22 protein-coding genes are annotated in these 18,305 nt (G+C 41.5%); 1 reads left to right on the top strand and 21 read right to left on the bottom strand.

Annotation, left to right across the window (positions count from 1 at the left end):
• Positions 1-51 precede the first annotated feature (51 nt).
• The 15 genes from resA (FQ085_RS14675) to FQ085_RS14740 all read right to left on the bottom strand — a co-directional run bounded on the left by resA (FQ085_RS14675) (position 52) and on the right by FQ085_RS14740 (position 11,411).
• Positions 52-588 (bottom strand): thiol-disulfide oxidoreductase ResA, encoded by a 537-nt coding sequence (resA, locus tag FQ085_RS14675; protein ID WP_149456957.1) that lies wholly within the window; start codon positions 586-588, stop codon positions 52-54.
• A gap of 71 nt (positions 589-659) precedes the next feature.
• The gene (locus FQ085_RS14680) at positions 660-923 is read right to left on the bottom strand and encodes a hypothetical protein (RefSeq protein ID WP_149456958.1); all 264 of its coding nucleotides are present in this window, start codon (positions 921-923) and stop codon (positions 660-662) included.
• A gap of 79 nt (positions 924-1,002) precedes the next feature.
• Positions 1,003-1,245, bottom strand: coding sequence for an SHOCT domain-containing protein (locus FQ085_RS14685; RefSeq protein ID WP_149456959.1), 243 nt, complete (start codon positions 1,243-1,245; stop codon positions 1,003-1,005).
• 66 nt (positions 1,246-1,311) lie between these two features.
• A complete protein-coding gene (locus FQ085_RS14690; protein WP_149456960.1) occupies positions 1,312-2,004 on the bottom strand; it encodes a response regulator transcription factor in 693 nt (230 codons plus the stop codon).
• 127 nt (positions 2,005-2,131) lie between these two features.
• A complete protein-coding gene (locus tag FQ085_RS14695; protein ID WP_149456961.1) occupies positions 2,132-2,842 on the bottom strand; it encodes a cytochrome c biogenesis CcdA family protein in 711 nt (236 codons plus the stop codon).
• 58 nt (positions 2,843-2,900) lie between these two features.
• A complete protein-coding gene (locus FQ085_RS14700) occupies positions 2,901-4,802 on the bottom strand; it encodes a copper resistance protein CopC (protein WP_149456962.1) in 1,902 nt (633 codons plus the stop codon).
• Between the two features lie 27 nt (positions 4,803-4,829).
• A complete protein-coding gene (resA, locus tag FQ085_RS14705) occupies positions 4,830-5,396 on the bottom strand; it encodes a thiol-disulfide oxidoreductase ResA (RefSeq protein WP_149456963.1) in 567 nt (188 codons plus the stop codon).
• A gap of 135 nt (positions 5,397-5,531) precedes the next feature.
• Entirely contained in the window at positions 5,532-6,578 is a 1,047-nt protein-coding gene (locus tag FQ085_RS14710) for a F510_1955 family glycosylhydrolase (protein WP_149456964.1), read from the bottom strand.
• Positions 6,579-6,582: 4 nt separating this feature from the next.
• On the bottom strand, positions 6,583-6,780 hold the full coding sequence (locus FQ085_RS14715; protein WP_149456965.1) for a hypothetical protein: 198 nt from the start codon (positions 6,778-6,780) through the stop codon (positions 6,583-6,585).
• The gene (locus FQ085_RS14720; RefSeq protein ID WP_149456966.1) at positions 6,777-8,183 is read right to left on the bottom strand and encodes a sensor histidine kinase; all 1,407 of its coding nucleotides are present in this window, start codon (positions 8,181-8,183) and stop codon (positions 6,777-6,779) included. Before FQ085_RS14720 ends, FQ085_RS14715 begins: the two co-directional genes overlap by 4 nt.
• Positions 8,180-8,305, bottom strand: coding sequence for a hypothetical protein (locus FQ085_RS18370; protein ID WP_262499814.1), 126 nt, complete (start codon positions 8,303-8,305; stop codon positions 8,180-8,182). Before FQ085_RS18370 ends, FQ085_RS14720 begins: the two co-directional genes overlap by 4 nt.
• A gap of 4 nt (positions 8,306-8,309) precedes the next feature.
• On the bottom strand, positions 8,310-9,203 hold the full coding sequence (locus tag FQ085_RS14725; RefSeq protein WP_149456967.1) for a cytochrome c oxidase assembly protein: 894 nt from the start codon (positions 9,201-9,203) through the stop codon (positions 8,310-8,312).
• Positions 9,204-9,221: 18 nt separating this feature from the next.
• A complete protein-coding gene (gene lgt, locus FQ085_RS14730; RefSeq protein WP_149456968.1) occupies positions 9,222-10,034 on the bottom strand; it encodes a prolipoprotein diacylglyceryl transferase in 813 nt (270 codons plus the stop codon).
• A 73-nt stretch (positions 10,035-10,107) separates the two neighbouring features.
• The gene (locus tag FQ085_RS14735) at positions 10,108-10,842 is read right to left on the bottom strand and encodes an urease accessory protein UreH domain-containing protein (protein WP_149456969.1); all 735 of its coding nucleotides are present in this window, start codon (positions 10,840-10,842) and stop codon (positions 10,108-10,110) included.
• Between the two features lie 326 nt (positions 10,843-11,168).
• Complete coding sequence (locus FQ085_RS14740; RefSeq protein ID WP_262499815.1) at positions 11,169-11,411, bottom strand: hypothetical protein; 243 nt, start codon at positions 11,409-11,411, stop codon at positions 11,169-11,171.
• 1,017 nt (positions 11,412-12,428) lie between these two features.
• On the opposite strand from FQ085_RS14740, the gene FQ085_RS14745 reads away from it, so the two are divergent.
• Complete coding sequence (locus FQ085_RS14745; protein WP_149456970.1) at positions 12,429-13,184, top strand: C40 family peptidase; 756 nt, start codon at positions 12,429-12,431, stop codon at positions 13,182-13,184.
• Between the two features lie 219 nt (positions 13,185-13,403).
• On the opposite strand, the gene FQ085_RS14750 is transcribed toward FQ085_RS14745, so the two are convergent.
• From FQ085_RS14750 to FQ085_RS14775, 6 genes are all read right to left on the bottom strand, one after another.
• Positions 13,404-14,834: an ArdC-like ssDNA-binding domain-containing protein gene (locus FQ085_RS14750; protein ID WP_149456971.1), complete on the bottom strand. Its 1,431-nt coding sequence runs from the start codon at positions 14,832-14,834 to the stop codon at positions 13,404-13,406.
• Positions 14,835-14,842: 8 nt separating this feature from the next.
• The gene (locus FQ085_RS14755) at positions 14,843-15,778 is read right to left on the bottom strand and encodes a DUF3991 and TOPRIM domain-containing protein (RefSeq protein WP_149456972.1); all 936 of its coding nucleotides are present in this window, start codon (positions 15,776-15,778) and stop codon (positions 14,843-14,845) included.
• Positions 15,779-15,824: 46 nt separating this feature from the next.
• A complete protein-coding gene (locus tag FQ085_RS14760; RefSeq protein WP_149456973.1) occupies positions 15,825-16,106 on the bottom strand; it encodes a hypothetical protein in 282 nt (93 codons plus the stop codon).
• Between the two features lie 18 nt (positions 16,107-16,124).
• Entirely contained in the window at positions 16,125-16,580 is a 456-nt protein-coding gene (locus tag FQ085_RS14765) for a hypothetical protein (RefSeq protein ID WP_149456974.1), read from the bottom strand.
• 137 nt (positions 16,581-16,717) lie between these two features.
• Positions 16,718-17,860 carry a MobP2 family relaxase gene (gene mobP2 / locus FQ085_RS14770; RefSeq protein ID WP_149456975.1) on the bottom strand — a complete coding sequence of 381 codons (1,143 nt, stop codon included), beginning with the start codon at positions 17,858-17,860 and terminating at the stop codon, positions 16,718-16,720.
• A complete protein-coding gene (locus FQ085_RS14775; protein WP_149456976.1) occupies positions 17,850-18,104 on the bottom strand; it encodes a hypothetical protein in 255 nt (84 codons plus the stop codon). Before FQ085_RS14775 ends, mobP2 begins: the two co-directional genes overlap by 11 nt.
• Positions 18,105-18,305: the final 201 nt, after the last annotated feature.

The following is an 18,305-nucleotide window of genomic DNA, read 5'->3' on the forward strand; positions in this document are numbered from 1 at the left end:
AGACGCCGTATAATGATAGACCGCCCATCGGTATCAGACTATCTTTTTAAACTATGCCGGCTTAATCAGTTCCATGTAACTTCGAATGTCCTCCTCGGACATTTCACCTGTAATGATTTTCTCGATTTCTCCATCCGGATTTACCAGGATGGTCGTCGGCAGTGGTCGAATGGTGTAAGCTTCCATAACACTTTTGCTTTTGTCGATGACAATCGGGAAAGTTAAACTTTTCCGTTCAGCATATTGTTCCACTTCATAATCCGACTGGGCAATATTAACAGCCAGTATCTGTACACCTTGGTCCTTATATACTTGATATTGCTTTTCCATCAGTGGAAACTCTTTCTCGCACGGTTTGCACCAGGTCCCCCAAAAGTTTACGAACACCCCTTGCCCCTTGTAATCAGACAGCTGATGCCGTTCCCCGTTCAAGTCAGTCAGCGCAAAATCAGGTGCCGTATCTCCGACCTGCAGCAATTCACTTTTTTCCTTCGTTACACCATTGTAGATGGTAAACGCAACAGCCCCCATCATGACCAGCAAAATGGTTGTCCTCATCAATAGTCGGTTCTTCTTTTTCGTGGCCATCTTATCTTAGCTCCTTAATTTTTTAAAGAATAAAATAAGGTCTCATCTAGAGACCTTATTCGAGAGTGATATTATTCAGCTTCTTTTGCATCACCAGCGGCTCCCATAAAACTTGCACAGGTATCCATCATTTCCTGTCCTTTAGGCGAATTCATTGCATTCATCATATTCGACATATTGCCATTCTCCATCATGTTCGTCATTCCGTTTTCATTAGCATTCATCATTTTACCAGCGCTACCGCTATCTGATCCACTGGCAAATGCGGTTGTTCCTACTACTAGCAGGGTCGACAAAGCAAACGACAAGATAAAAGGCGTTTTTTTCATTTGCATTTCTTCCTCTCCTTCTTTTATGACTGTACAATTAAAGTATAGACACTAAGTTTGTTGAATTTGTGAAGATGCGAAAGTCTTATTGTTTATTTTGTAAAAACGCTTTTCTTTCTTCAAAATCTTGTTCATCTATTTCTCCGCGCGCAAATCTTTCCCGGAGGATTTCCATTGAAGAATCTTCCCGATTTTCAACTTCTTCAGAATCTCCTTTCTTTGTAGCCAGTTTCATAGTAAATAATACGATTCCATAGATAATTAAACCCACTGCAATAACCCAAAAAATCATAGTCAGAATCATGCCTCCACCCATCATCGACATCATTTTTATAACCTCCAATTATCATGGAATATATTCTCAATCAACTTGTTTTCAAAAATTCCACTCAGTTCAATCCTGCGTATTAAATTTATATCCGACACCCCACACTGTTTTGATGGGGTTGTAAGATAATCCGGCTTTCCGAAGCTTTTCCCGTACGTTTTTTACATGGGTATCAATCGTTCGCAAGTCGCGAAAGTCTTCCGGCTCCCAAATGGTATCCAATAAAATGTCCCGGGTGAAAACTCTTTTGGGCTGGCTTGCGGCCATATAAAGAATGTCGAACTCTTTCGGCGTCAACTCGACGGAAACGCTCTTCACCTTTACTTCTCTGCTTTCACTATCGATAAGCAAATCTTCAAAAGTTACCAAAACGCCTTGAGCCCCCTCTTTTTTAACCTTTTCCCGGCGAAGTAGCGCATTGACACGGGCCACCAATTCTTCGGGGGCAAATGGTTTAACCAGATAATCATCAGCTCCAATATTTAAGCCCCGAACGCGGTCCTGAACGTCATTTCGAGCGGTCAGCATTAGAATCGGCACTTGTGTAGTCTGACGTATGGCAGAGCAAACTTCCCATCCATCAATATCCGGCAACATGATATCCAATACCAGTAAATCGTAAGAGTTTTGCCTGGCCATCTGTATGGCTTCATGCCCCCCTCGGGCTTCGTCTACCTGATAGTGCTCTTTTGATAAATAAATTTTCACAAGGTTTCTCATATTCCATTCATCATCGACCACTAAAATTTTGTTTTTCATTTTAAGCCCTCACTTTTTGATTGCTTAACCTAACTATAGCCTTCAAGTTTGTAGTTACTGTGAAGTTTTCCGATTTCCGTTCTTTTCATTTCACTGAAGGCAGCCGAAAATTCTGTGACTCAGTTGCTCATAATCCCGTAAAACCGTTAAAGAAATTGTTAGACAAAAATGAAATTATCTTAGTCATCCAATCAAAATAGAGGAATACCCCCATGATGATCATAGTAACTCCGCCTACCTTCATAATAAGTCCGCTATATGTCTTTACCCACTTCATCCTTCCGATAAAAAATGACATAAAGAAAAAAGGAATTGAGAAACCGAGGATATAGGCAATCATATAAACCAACGCCTGGTTCGGATTTGAAACTCCCAGCGCAATAACACCTGCTAAAATAGGGCCGGTACATGGTGTCCATCCGGCGGCGAAGGCAATGCCAATGACACTTGAACCCAGATAGCCGCTTGGCCGGTCTTTAAACGTCATTCTTTTTTCCTGCATCAGGAATTGGGGTTTAAACACTCCCAGTATGACCAGACCCAGCAAGACGATTAAGATTGCCCCGATCTGCCGGATCAGATCTCCATAATAGCTGAATAAGTTGCCGAACAAGGAGGTGGAGAATCCAAGAGCAATAAAAATGAGGGAAAATCCAAGCAGAAAGAACGTGGTATGCAGCAATGCCCGTTTTCTCAGTATCCCTTTGCCATTCTGTAATTCATCCACAGACATTCCGGTTATATACGACAAAAATGCTGGATATAGCGGCAGGCAGCAGGGGGATACAAAAGATAACACCCCAGCAGCGAAAGCTAATAATAAATTTACATCTTCCATTCCCATCCCGCCCTTTCTAAATTAGTTTTTTGGATTTTTTTATGCACATTTAGAACCGCTACTCATTAAACCGCATTTCCCCCGGTATAACGACTCGAAAAGCAAATTCCACTTCTTCTCCGTTCGATTTTTCCGCCGTCACCGTCATATTCATTGTGCCAGCAGCATGAAGAAGGTTTCCCGTAAGTTTAAACACACCTTCTTCAACTTGGAATGCTTTATAGTTCACCTGGTAATTCGGCGGCATGGATAACGTTACTTCCACTTCCTCAATCGGTTCACCTTCGAAATCCATGGTTAAAACGTTTAACCCCAACTTCAAAGGAGAGAAACGGACATCCAATTCAACGTCCTCTTTTTCTATGATGGCAGGGTAAACGCCTTGTTCAGCTGAACCGGGTGTTGAAACAACCAAAACAGATGCAAACAGTAAAAACAAAGCCGCATAAATTATCTCGACCCGCACCCGTTTTGCCACTTTAGACACAGCCTTCTCAGTCAATTTTTTGATTAATCTTCTTTGGAAAAATCCAATCACCAAAACAGCGAGGGTTAACGCCATTTTTAAAACAATTGTTTTCCCCCATTCACTTTTCCAAAAGCTCTCAATTGTATAAGAAGGGACATATTTCATTGTCATATATAACCCGGTTACAATAATGACCGATAAACTGACGAATGCCCAATTCGAAAAAGCCGGCAGCGTGCTTCGTAAAATTTTTTTCATCTCCTCTTTCTTGGGAAACGTCAGTAATCCCAGTAAACCGCCAATCCAAATGGAAGACGCCATTAGATGCAGCGCATTCATAAACATTGAAAAGTAGCCGCCATATCGAGGATATGCCGCATGCCCGGTTATAAAGGGAATCAGCAACAGCGCAGCTGCAAAAAACAGCAGTCTCACTTTTGTTAAGAAGACGCCAAGCAGCAATAAACCAATCTGCAACAACGGAATCCAAACAAATTTCAGCGAAAGAAACTGAATGAATGACAGGCTTTCAAGTTCGCTTTTTTGAGCCACAAGAACGAGAACCACGCCAGTGAATACAAAAAACAGCAGGAAAAAAGAAAGTGGATTCCGTTTCAGCGAAGCGGCTTCTTTATGTATGACCGTATGAAAAAACGCTAAGCCAAATAAAGCCATCATGCCGATGAAAAACAACCAGTATCCCGTTTGTTTTAATCCTATACTGGCAAACCAGGCAGATCCGACTGGCTCTCCTTCACTTGGCTGTTGAATCGCAGTAAATTCATCGACAGCAAAATAAAACACGCCTATGGTATCTGGTAGGCTAATATCTTCTGAGGCCGCGGGCCGGGCGTACCAGGTAACTTGGTAGGATCCTTTCGGCAGTTCTTCATTGAACTCAATAATTACATGATTTGGATCATCAGGATTCATAACAGGTTCCTTGATACTGATCGATTGTTGCCTGTCATCAAAAACCCCAATAGCGGTTATGTCAGCAGGCTGATTGAACCAAAGATTCATTTTTCGGGGAGAACCATCTGTAATTTCTCCATCTTCGGGATAATTTTGAATAATTTCAAAATCCGTCTGTTGCTGTGTTTTTTCTTTTTTAACTACTTGGAAATTCAGATTCTCTTCCATTATGTCGCCATCCAAAGCGATGACACTTATCATGGCCACGTAACTGCCGGGCGGTAATTCATCATTCAAGTTACTGATAATATGCGTCTTATCGTCAGGATCAACTCGTGTATCCTCTAATTCAATTCTAGTTCCAGATTGACTCTTTAACTGAATAGATTCAGCGTGCAGAACAACAGGGTCCTGAAACCAAAATTCGAGCATTGAAGGACTTTCAGTTAGCCTTTCTCCTTCTGATGGATTGGTTTCTTCCAAAGTAGAATGAGCAAGACCATGGATTTCCGGAAAAACAGCGTGCATCAAAAGCAAAGTGACGAATAAAGCAAAAAATTTATGGACAAACTTCATAATAATCACCTCCTTACAGCTTTGAAATTAGTGCGTAATAGACGTTTTATCAATTTCAGATTCCGGCATTATCTGTTTCATATAGTCAGCTATTTGGGATTCCGTTAAACCGGCAGTGATTCGGTCTACCACTTTTCCGTTTTCGTCTATCAGAAAGCTGACGGGAATTGCCGCTACATCATACAAATTCATCGTTTCTTGGTTCAGATCAAGCAAGATAGGAAAAGTCAATCCGTATTTCACCGCAAACTTTTCGACTACTGGTTGTGGCTCTGCCACATCTATCGCTAAAATTGTAACCCCTTTTTCTTTAAACAGTTCATACTGATTTTGCATGAATGGCATTTCCTTTTTACAGGGGGGACAATAAGTGGCCCAAAAATTCAAAAATACACCTTTTCCTCTATAATCGCTCAACTTTACAGTTTCTCCTTCAAGCGTAGTAAGTTGAAAGTCAGGAGCTTCATCTCCAACGGAAAGGGCTTCTCCATTCTTTTTGATGTCTGAGAGATTGGTGAAAAGCACGTAGATTATAACGGCGGCAAACCCGACTAAGAGACTTGTTTTTATAATGGATCGTTTTTTATCACTCAAATCCTGACACTCCTAAAGTTTGAAGTTAATACACTGGAACAGTTCCAGAAAAAAATGGTAACCTGTTTGCGGTTACCATTTCCTGCGGATTTTGATCAACCTTGAAATTTGCTACTTCACAGTAGCTAAGAAAAATTACTGTTTTGTACCTGCTTCTAAGTTAATGCCTGTCCCTTTTTCAGCTATCTGGCTCCAGTTCCCGCCAAAATCTTTGGTCATGTACATATCTTTTTCAACCGTTGTAAATGTGATTTGGTTTTCGTCCTGCGGATTGCCCGCGATATAGCCGATTGTGTTTTCTTCACTCAATTCAGGGATTGAAATGAGTTGCGGCTCATTTGTTTCGCTATCGAATATTGTTAAAGTCACTTCCCCAGAAACACTTCCTGCAACCAAGTTACCTGCTGGAGAGAAAGTGACTGCTGTAGTGGGAGAGTCTGATACTGGATCAAAGGTCTGTCCAAAATCGTTTGACAGAAAGACTCCTTCGCTTGTCCCTAGAGCAACAGTTGCTTCATCTGTCGGGTGAACGGCTATTGAAAATATCGGGCCTTGCAAACCCGTCATCTCACTTTTCGTCCAAGTCTCTGTTTCGTCTGTGGAATAATATAAACCAATGTCATCCATTCTTGAATTTGTCTGCGGATTGATCACATAAATGGCATGTGAATTATATCCGACTGCCATTCCATGAAAATCCACTTCCTGATACAGATCCAACATTTCCAAGTTTTGCCCCATATCAGTTGTTTTAACCACACCAAATGGATTTTTCAGTGAAGAACCTGGACCTGGATGACCACTGCTGTAAAATCCATCATCAACCATGACAAAGCCCATGTAATCATGCGGCTCAGCTGCTGCTTCGCTCCAGACGCCATTTTCGAACACTTTCAATCCATCATGGGAAGGGACATATAATCTGGCTCCGTCTCCTGAGAAACCAAGCCCGTGTACGTGCATCATTTCAATATCGCTCACTTCTGGTGTGTTTTCTTCGGCAGTTGTCGTCCCTGCTTCGCCTTCTTCACCAGTTTCTTCTTCGTTTGCTTCCTCATTCGCGGACTGGTCTTCAGCCACTTCTTCAATTGCTGCATTATCCATAGCTTCTTCTTCACTTGAGCATGCCGCGATACTACCCGCCAATAGCGCTATCAGGAGCGCAAATGTAAAATTCTTCATTTTGTTACCTCCTCTTTTTTGTATACTGCCAATAAATTACTCCTGTCAATATCAGCGGAATGCCCATCCATAAACATACTTGGACAAATGTTGTTAAGAAAACCGTCAATCCGGTTTCCAGCATCAATGTTCCAGACATCGTTAAGCAGAGTATTCCAATAACAACCAACAAAATGGCTAAAAAAACCTCAATCCTTCTCATGGAGATTCCCTCCTTATGATTGGGAAAGCAAGTTCAAAACATGTGCCCTTTTCAATCTGGCTTTCCACTGTAATGGCTCCTCCCTGCAATTCGACCAGCTGTTTGACAATCGCCAATCCAAGTCCTGTTCCTCCGAACTCCCTCGACCTTGATTTTTCTACCCGATAAAAACGTTCAAACAAAAACGGGATATCTTCTTGTGGAATTCCAATGCCCGTGTCTTCAACGAGTACTTTTACAGTAGTGATGTCACTGAAAAGTTTAACTTTTACGAAACCACTTTCAGTATAGCGGATGGCATTTTCAAGTAAATTGCTGATGATTTGTTCCATTCTTAATCCATCAGCATTTATACTCGGGAAGTCATATGGTTGGTTAAACTCCAATTGAAGCCCTTTCGCTTGTGCGTTCATTTTCGTCTTGAGAAGCGCATTTTCTATCACTTCCACCAAATCCACTTCTTCGAAGACCAACGCTATCTTTCCATCTTCCATTTTTGATAGCTCAAATAAATCTGAGACCAGATTCGACATCCTTACAGCTTCCAGTTGGATGATCTGCAGATACTGTTCTTTTTCTTCTTCTGTTTCATAAAGGTGATTCCTTAATGCGCTTGTATAACCTTCCAAATACGTAATTGGCGTTTGCAACTCATGCGATATATTGGCTAAAAATTCCCGTCGATTGGAACGATATCGATGAAGTTCGATCGCCAGATCATTTATAGCTGCGGCCAGCGTACCAATTTCATCCATTGAACTGCGCGAAACTCTTGTATTCAAATCGCCTGCAGCTATTTTCCGAGTTGCTTGCTCCATTTCTAGAAGAGGACTGGATAATTTACGCGATAAAATGAAGGTAAAACCGACCGCCAAGAAAACTGCCCCTATTCCCGCTAGGATTATTGCTCTTTTAACTAACTCCAGCGACTGATACAAGTCTTCGACAGAAGACAAAACAAAAATTCCACCGATTAGCTGCTCATCGTCCGAGTAAATAGGCTTTCCAACTTGAAGATAACGTCTATTGTTAATATCATCATAATATTCACTTCGAATATCAGCATTATTTGCCATCACAGCAAGGTCTTCAGAACGGATACCTTCTCCTACCGGCAAACTTGGAATACCTGAATTCGCAACGACTATTCCTTGTTCATCAACAATAATAATTTCTTGTTCTGTTACTGAGGCAAGCAACTCGAACAATTCCAGCTGCTGTTCATCAAGTGAGTCGATTGAATTTGCATAGCGGTCCGATGCTTCTTCTACTTCTTCTTGTACCTTGCTAAAATAAAAGCCGGAGAAAATTTGGTTCACTACAAAACCAAGCGGCAATAAAATTACCAACACGAGCAGCAATATGCTGGAACCTAATTTAACTACAATGCTGTTCCCTTTCATAGTTCTTCATCCAAACGCTGAAATACGCGAACCTTCTCTGCCCCAGCACGCTTAATCTGAATAGGTTCTCTCAGATGATCGTTGACTCCTTCTTTCGCTAATGCTTCTTTAATTTTTCTCATTGATTCACTCCCCAACAGTAAATTTACTCGGCAATGCATCAATTTCATCCACTTTTTCTTTCCGTGCCCATTTAAAGAAAATATAACCGATCACTGTACTGTATACAATCTCCTGGACAACTTTCATGACAATACCACCGGTTCTCTGATCTTCCAGCGGCGGAAGAGAAGCAAACAGCTGTGGAGCATCTGAGTATACCGTATAAAACGATTGGTCTGAAAAAATGATAAGGGCGCAGGCCGGTGTCAGCAGCATTCCTGCCGCAAAAATGTATCCGATTTTATGGATTTCGGACAACTTATCCAATTCTTTTACCATAGGGATAAGCGGAATCCACATAAAGAAAGCTGTCACCGTTAGAATAAAATGCATTAAATTATGCAGCATACTATTTCCTACAACTAAGTTAAATATGAGGGGAAGATGATAAAATGAAAACAATACATTAAACAAAAGCAATGGAAACAGCGGACGTTTCAAGAAACTTAATATTTTAGTCCGCAAACCGATTCGGATTATAGGTTCAACAAATCGTTTCGGAAGACCCAGCAACAATAAGGGCGGCAAAAGGGTGTATATTAACGATTGCTCCAGCATATGAGCGCTGAATAAATAATGATCACCAAGTACATGCAACGGGCTTCCTAGTGTTACATACAGCACCACTAAAGCCGAAAAGAAAAAACCGAAATTCTTGAAAAAATCTTCTTCCGTTTTGAATTGATAAACATAGACCCCTAAGATGATGACCAAAACCACCGCCATCCAAAGGTTCCAGTGTGAAAACAAATTAGCTGCTTCGGTTGCTTCATCAACGCCATTATGCGCCAAGCCGCTTTCTGCCGGATTCAAAAACAACACTAGTAGAACGCTAAACAATATCCCAATTACTTTCACTGTCTTTCTCACTTCTTTCTACTTGTCCTCATAATGTGCTGGTTTTTTAAGTACGACACGTCTATAAATAAGTAATCCGAACGCTAGTATAATCGCCATCACGGAAACCAGCTGCGCTGCCCGGAGTTCGCCGATTACATACAGGCTGTCTGTCCGCATGGCTTCAATGAAAAATCGACCAAAGGAATACCAAATAATATAGAAAAAGAACAGCTCCCCGCGAACTAAATTGACTTTTCGAAGCAGCAACAAAATAACAATGCCCGCCAAGCTCCACAGTGATTCATACAAAAACGTCGGATGATAATAAGCGCCGTCTATGTACATCTGGTTAACGATCCAATCGGGAAGGAACAAGCTTTCCAGAAACGCATGGGACACTTCTCCGCCATGCGCCTCCTGATTAATGAAATTACCCCAGCGTCCAATTGCCTGGCCGATTAAAATGCTCGGGGCCAAAATATCCGCCACTTTGAGAAATGACGTATTGCGCTTTTTGGTAAAGACATAAGCGACGATGACAGAAGCGATCAATGCTCCATGAATGGCGATTCCGCCATTCCAAATAGCTATAATGTCTGCCGGATTGTCTTTGTACTGCTCCCACTCAAACGCCACGTAATAAATACGCGCTCCAATGATTGCCAATGGCACTGCCCAAATCAGCAGGTCTGTCAAAAAATCAGGATGGAGCCCTCTTTTGACCATCTCTCGCTGCCCGACCAAAAAAGCAATGATAATTCCTGTGGCGATAATGACGCCGTACCAGCGAACATCGATTGGTCCCAGTGAAAACGCAATGGGGTCTATTGTCGCTAAAATCTGATGCATATGCTACCCCTTTCTAATCCGTTAAATCATCCTACTTACTTTTTTCTTTAGATTTAACAAAATTCTATAAGACTCAGATACTCCAGTAAGTAATGGTGTCCAGTACACCTAACATAATTAAAATTACTCCGGACCCTTTTTGCATATACCATCCGAGTTTTCTACCCTTTTTCATCACAGCTCCACCAGCTCCGAAATACCAAATCAGAAAAATGGCAATGAACAACGGCACGGAAGTTCCGATGGCGAACAAGCTAGGCAACACCACCCCGTAGGAAGTGGAAAGAACAACAGGCATTAATGTCACAAAGAATAGGACAAACATCGTCGGACAAAACCCAAACGAAAAGCTGACACCGAGGAAAAAGGATCCCATTTTCCCCTTTTTAAAAAACTTCTTTGGCACTTCCAGGAATGTTAAAGTCCCTTTCAGCTTAAAAATTCCCAGCATAAAAATACCAACAACGATAAATAATGGCCCCACTACTTTTCTGAACCAGGGGAAGTACAGTGTGAGCCGGGACTCAAATTCATTCCCTAACATCCATACCAGCAGTCCCAGCCCGGTAAACACAGTGATCTTTCCTAGTGCAAAAAAGATAACTTCAGCCCAGGCTGTTTCTTTTTGAAGCGACTTATTCCCATACAGGGTAATGGCACCAATATTTCCCGTGAACTGACAAGGAGCCATGGCTCCTACGATCCCGAGCAAAAAAGCAAAGAGAAGAGGGGTACTCATAAAACTATTTGAAAGAGTGATAAAAGGCTGCATCATGGTATTGCTCATCTGACTAATAAATTCATACAACAGAACTCACCAACTTAATCGCATTTTTGACTTCTTCATATTAAGGGAAAAGTTTGTAGAAAGTATGAAGTTAAAACCTTACTTCTAACTTCAGACGAGTTTCTGATATAGGCTACCCATTGAACCTAAGGAATGTATGGAAAATATTTTAAAAAAGGTAAAAAATCAATACAAAAGACCTTTTGTCAGTTATATATCTGATAAAAGGTCTTTTGTGGTTTATAAAGAATAAATCTTTTGCTTGAAGTCAATTCTATTTTAGCAGATGAGAGCGGAAGTTAAATGGCGATGCCATAACTGATCTTCACATATCTTTCGCAAAAACTTTAGGCTGCACGTTTTATAAAGAAACGTTCCACCGCAAAAATTGCAATGATAAACACAACCGATACGGCGACAACGAACAAGTCAGAGTTCACCTTTACCCAAACAAAGGCCGCGAGTACAATGCCATCTAAGGTGAAGGCGGTCAAGACGACGAAAGGGTTCGCCCCTACTTTCCCTCGCGAATGCTTGAATACACCCCAATGGATAATCATGTCCATAAACAGGTATAGAATTGCGCCCACCGAGGCGATTCGGCTCAGGTCAAAAAAGATAGTGAGAATCATAGCCAATACAATCGTGTAGACTAACGTATGCTTTTGAATGCTGCCAGGCATCCCGAAATGCTTGTGAGGAATGAGTTATATCAGTGCTTTTAAGTATTCGGTCCATTCTACTTCCAGGAAGAATCGGTTTGCTATGACCGGGACTGAAAGAAGTTTTTTCATGAGGAGCATTTTTCTTCTAACTCCTATTAATATTTAGGTAAATACAGTTTTCTTCGAATTTTCCATACCTATTTTTCAATAAAAGTTGTTTTTATTTCAAATTAATAGGTCAGTACCATACTGCCGTAGCTCTTTTTCTATATTAACTTCTTTATAGTTAAACATTATGAAAAAAGGAGATGCATCATTAAAAATTTGCTATACAAAATATATTTTGTTTTTTAAAATATCAAAATAATTTTTTTCTTTCAATATTTATTAATTGTAGTTTTTTCAAAAAAAAATGTCATAGAAATATTATAGTTTGAACAAACTTTCGTTCTATTAATTATTTAATCTATAACAAACTTTAATTAGATTTTTTAGAGTTTTCCAAATCAGCTTGATACATAAAGTCTTATTTAAAATTTTTCTACAAAAGGAAATAAAATATAATTAAGTTTTTTGCGGTAGTTGAATAATTCATAAGAAAAAAACAAGACTATTTCTCCTATATTAAATCAAATAATTGATATAATTAAATTTAATAAAAGAAAATATTGTAATTAATTTTATAAATTTGTAAAAAAAAATTTACGTTTTAAGTTGAAATTTCTCTTTTATTTGATTCTAAACATTTTTTTGTTATTTTTAATTAATTAGAAACGTTGGCACATCAGCTTTTTTAGCAAAAAAATACTATTGTAATACAATTGTAATATTACTGCAATCTAACTAACGTTGTATTCCTTACTTTCTCCCCCTATAGTAAGTTACAGAGTAAGAAACATTGAATCCTTATCTTTGGATAATAAAAAACGTTAGGGGAAAACAATGAAAAAACTAGTCTTTTCAATTTTAACTGCAGGTTCATTAATCTTATCTAACTCAGCTATGGATGCCGAAGCGATGATTAACTCTACATCAAAGGCTAATACAGCGGTTGCATATGAAACTACAAACAGTCAAAACGTCGAGCAAGTTTCAACAAGCAAAGCAGTTGCAATGTCTGGAACATACAAATTCAACTATGCTACTAATGTCCGCCAAGATGCGGGTACCCAATATAAAGTTGTCACCGTCGCTAAAAAAGGCGCTATTACTACTGCTACTCACAAGAAAACAGTAAACGGCAAAACTTGGTTTAAAATTAAAACCAGCACAAATACCGGATGGGTACTGAGTTCTTTAGTTTCTAAGTATTCATCAGTTAAAACAGTTTCTAGTTCTTCATCAATCGACTCTAAAGTCGTTTCTATTGGATTATCCCTTCAAGGAACACCATACAAGTGGGGCGGTACAACACCAGCTGGATTCGACTGCAGTGGTTTTCTCCAATACGTATACAATAAAGCTGGCCAATCAATTTCACGCACAACCCTTTCTATATTCTCAGAAACAAAACAAGTATCATCTCCACAGCCGGGAGACTTGGTCTTCTTTGCGAACACGTACCGTCCAGGAATTTCGCATGCCGGAATTTACATCGGCAACAACCAGTTCGTTCACTCTGGCGGATCGAAAGCTGAAGTTGTCAGCTTGAACAATTCGTACTGGGGACCTAAATTCCACAGCTTCAGAAGCTTTTAATAATAATTTCAAAAGGCCACCACCGGAAACTAGAGTAACCCAATAAAATGAGACAAGGAAAAACACCCCCAACGTCGTATGTAGTTACTAACGACAAACTGGAGGTGTTTTTCTGTATGGGTTCAAAAAAGTTTCTTCTCGTTAAGTTTTTATATTTCAGTTTGATTGATCACTTATCCTACTGGTGGATCCGACAACTGCTTTCTTGTGTGATTGATCTCACCTTTCGATTTCGACTGTGTTTGTTTTGGGATTCTGTTTTTTCTTATCGGCTGCAGGACCCTTTTCTTGATAGATTTCCGTCCTTAACCGAGCGGCGAACGATTGGATGTAGCCCTCGTCTTGTTTCAGCAGGACATCATGATACCCGTTTTCTAATGTGGTGTACGTCTGCTTGTCCACCAGCTGCTCCTTATCCAATTGGTGGAGCGGGTGAATGTATTCCCCCTTTTCATATTGAGAACTGATGACGAGCGTAAGGCCGGTGTCTTGTGGAATGGCCACGGTATAGGCTGTTCGCTCTTGCCTGTATTGATCGAAGTCTAAGTTATTCACTTCCCCAAAAGGCTGAAACTCACTGCTGATGCCATGGATAAACATAGCGGGATCTTTATGATTCAATTCCTGTCCAGAATGAGACGCGTGGACCTTCAGTGCTTGGTCCGTGAGATTGTAGGCGATATCATCCGCCTTGCTTTGTAGTAGCTCCTTCTCTTTTACTTGCTCAAAATGCGAGTCGATTTCGTCGATAAACTCGCTGGCTGTGCTTTGGACTTCCTTCAGCAGCCGCTCCTTGTCCTTCAATTCGCTACCCTTCGTCCAGTTGGCCAGGTAGGAAAGCGTGAAGTCTTCTGTATCGATGCCGTAGCGATTGGCTACCACATACGAAACCATTTCGGCCTGGAATTCCTTTTCGTTCGTCGATAACTCTTTGGCTCTCTCCGGCGTGTGCATTTTCGCGTGTGCCAGTTCGTGGATTAACACCGAAACATTCTCGAATTCCGTATTGCGCGGATTCAAAGCAATAATCTTTTCGTTCGGAGCGGCTGCTCCTTTGGCTGTCCCGAGTTCGAATGGTGCCTCGTCAACAATAGTAAAATCTAATTTTGTAGCAACTTTATCCAGTGCAACCATCATTTCTTTGCTGCTTTCAAGGCTTCCGTCCCGGTGGTATTTTCCGAATATCTCTGAGACCGACAGATTCAATTCCCGGGCATTGGTCTGCGTGTATTCGAAGACATGGCCAATTTTAAAGAACGTTTTTTTGGATGTCTCCAGCTGCTTCTTATCGATCAAATCACGTTCTTGCTTGCTGGCAGAAGAGACTGGCACATCAATTCCGTTCTTCTTGAAAAACTGGACCGGCGTGGGGACGAGGATCTTGATACCCTTCTCCCCTTTTTGCACAGCTGCCCCTTTGCTCTTCCAAAAATTAAAGGAGCCCACAGCTTGGGCTCCCATGAATTGCTTATCGATTAATACCATATTGCGCTGCGAGTAGTTGTGGAAGTTGGCCATGAAGGCCAGGTGCTCCCTCATCGCTTTTTCAGAAACGAAATATGATTCAATCTGCTGATCCATGCCAGCAGTCAATTCTTCGATTTCCTTCATCTTCTCTTCCGGGGTTTTCTTTTTGCCTTTGAACGCCATTCAGACCATCACCTTTCTATTTCAACTACTTTCTCTTTTGTGAATGTTTTCGTTTCAACTAAATCAATGTTCCAGTCTTTATTCTTCGGCTTGTCAACTTCAAAATTAGTTAGATAATTAGACCAGCGATCTACAAACTGTTCACCGGCTGCATCATTGTCGACGGCAAAGATGACCTGTTCCACAACCGCTCCTCGCTCCTTGCAGTCCTTGATCAAGTCCCGAATACCAGCAGTAGCGGATTGGTCTTTAAGGCCGGACATGGACAGCAGACGGATGTTTTCGGGCCGTTTCAATTCAAAATAACTGAGCGCATCAATCGGGCTTTCGAATAACGCAATCTTGTTTGGCGTACCTATATCCAGCCTAAATCCACCATCTTCTTTACTATTCGCCAAGATCTGTTTAAAGGAACCGCGCTTGTTATCCATCTTCACAGTGCCTTGCCGATCACCGCCGACAATCTTGCCGGCAGAATCTTTCCATTTAAAAATACCGTTCTTTAATTTATCTTCAGCCAGCAAATCATTACGAACTAGAGCGGCAACAATTTTTGGATCCAGCTTCCGCTCATCAATTAAATACTTCGATATGTTTTCCTGTTTCGGAACTTCTTGATGGTTCGGGTATTCGAATTCTTTTGACGCGCGCCGCTCCGATTCCCTAGAAAAAGTCTTGGAAGAATCTTGCGCATTCACATCCCGAACTGCATCCTGGAATGTCATGTCGTTATACTCACGGGCAAAGCTGATGGCACCATAGCCGCCCTTGCTTCGACTGTTCCAGTACCAATGCCCGCTGTCTTTAATTACCAGTGAATCGTGTTCCGGATGCCGGTAATAATGTCCCTGCCGCTCCAAGCTCTCGCCTTTTGCGTGCAAATAATCCAGTACATGAACTTCATTGGCTTTTCGAACTTCTTCTCTGTCCACGCGATCACCCACCCCAATCACTCCTTTTGATTACTAGAAAAAAGATTTTCTTCAGGATTTATTCTTCATCGAATTCTTCAGCCGCTCCAATCAATTCTGTTAAATCCATTTCCGGAAACTCTTCCTGTATGACTGACTCTTCGATGTTTAAAATGAGTTCGTTTGTGTCCGAATCTACTGGAACTAAGAAGACGTTCTCTGTCACCATATTGAGCAGCACTTCACGATCCGATTCCTTCAATTCAATTTCAATGTCTTCTCCATTCACCGAAACCAATACATCCTCTTCTCCGACTTCCTTGATCAAACCCAGTGTGTAATTGTGGCTGAATACGGCCATTGTCATCCGCTCCCTTTTCTATTGATTGTCTTTCCGCTGCTTCTGTTCAGTGATCCGCGACTCAATCAACTCATCCACCTGTTTCAAGAACGGAGGGGCGTTCATATCCGTCGTCATGATGTGATCGATGTTCTGGAGCTGCAGAAGTCCTTGGACCAATTCAATGAGTTTCTGCGTGTTGCGATCTGTGTTGTTGGTGCCTAAACGAATCTTATTTACTTCTTTTGCAACACCCGCCTCAATCAATTCACTGACAGAATCCGTCACGTTTTGCGAAACGATTTGTGCCAGCATATTCGTATTGACCTTTTCAGAGGTCAGCTGCTTGTGCTCTCGGATAACCAATTCTAAAGCCCGGGAACTGCTCTCTCGCGGCAGCTCGTTTTTAATGGCGTAATCCTTTAAGTACTCATGTACATCTTCATCAATGCGGTAACGATGTTGCCTTTTCGAGTGCTCATATTGTTCATCCATGACGTCGCCTTCTTTCTTTTTTCAGTTAGTACCAAATTGGTATCAACTTCGAGTTGTCCGCAACTTGACGACAGCTGGGAGCACTAACCAAGTTGGTTAGCACTGAAAGTACCGACCAAATTGGTCCCAACTGAAAATCACCTTTCGTATTCCTTCTCCTGCTGCAATTCTTCGTAAGCCTTTTGGTTTTTGCTTGTTTCCAAATCATCTTTGGCAAAACAATTGGCCAAATAGACGGCCTTGTTGAGATCGCGCTGAACAATAAACCTGCTCGGCTTTTTGCCGTTTTTTCTAGAAAACTCTTTTTGTTTCCAATCGTATTCGCTTACTTCTTTGAGGATGGCGTTGCCCATGCGTGTATACAAATCCGTCATCTTTGTTTCGCGGTACCGCTCTGAATTGACCGAGTTGCCATACATCCGTTTATGAACGTCCACTTCTTTGTCCAGCTGCTTCTGGAAGTCTTTGAATTCTTCTTTGAAATTCTTTTCGATGTATAGAGTAGTGAGCTTGTCTATCTCCGGACGGACTTCTTGAATGGCGTTCATGTTATAGCGCCACATCCGTTTGTCATCCGGCAGCTGCTTATGGATCTTCTTAAACTGCCGGAGCAACTCGCGGTTCATGACTTGGTTCTTTAAGCTTGTAAGCGGGTCGTTGCGCTTGGAAGTGATGACCCGCTCTCGGATAAATTCATTGAGCTTTTCGTTGTGCTTGGAGCGGTCGGTTATCTTGTTGGCCACTTTTGATTTCATCGAATCAATGGAAGCTTGTTTTCGTTTGCCCCGCTCTTTAAGATTCTTCGTCTGCACGATGGCGACATGGACATGAATGTTATCCGTGTTGTAATGGATGGCGCCTGTCCAGATGGCCGAATCGATCATGCCTTCCTTCTTCAACATGTCTTGGACAGCGGAGCGGGTTGCGTCTTGGATTTGTTTGTTATCGATGTTCTTGCCTTCCAGCACGCCGCTTTCTTTCAGCCAGTCGTTATCAAAAGAGATGACGTCCTGCCACAAGATGCTGCCGCTCTCCTGCGCCGTTTTAAATTCTTCCTTGAAGTATTCCTTGTCTTTATCGTTAAGGCTGTCCTTGCTTAACGTGAAGAGCCCGGTCGACTTCTCTTCGTTGCTCATGTAGTCCTGATATTTTTCAAAAGCATTTACTTTGTCGTGCGTTTCTGCCCGGTCCATGTAATTCAAGTAATCGTTAAACGACGTTCCTCCATCGCTGCCGGCAATAAATTTCGACTTGATGACAACAGCCGGTTTACTCGTCATCGGCCATCAACTCCCGAAGAACACCGACCAACTGATCAAGACTGTCTGCCGTCTTCTCCATGAACAGCGTATTGACTTGAAGCTGCTTCTCGAAACTGTCGTCCGCATTCGAAATCATTTCCAACATCGTTGCCTTTTCAATAAATTCTTTTAGGTAAACTTGACGGGATACATTCTTTTTCTTGGCCCATTCATCAATCTTTTTGACCGCGTGGGGATCAACATCCCGAATGATAAGATCCATGTCAAAACCTCCTTCGTTAAGTGTATATCAGAATACCGATATAGTCTGATACCTGGTGTAGGGAAGAGAAGAGCATAAGGGAAATCTGCTATCACTTTCAGTGCTAGACCAGGCGGAGCCTGGGTTTGAGGTGATATCACTAAAAACAGCTTAAGGCTTCCATATGGAAGCCCTTTAAAAAGCCATTTGCCTCCATATGGA

It is taken from the genome of Planococcus sp. ANT_H30 (assembly GCF_008369335.1).
Taxonomy (GTDB): domain Bacteria; phylum Bacillota; class Bacilli; order Bacillales_A; family Planococcaceae; genus Planococcus; species Planococcus kocurii.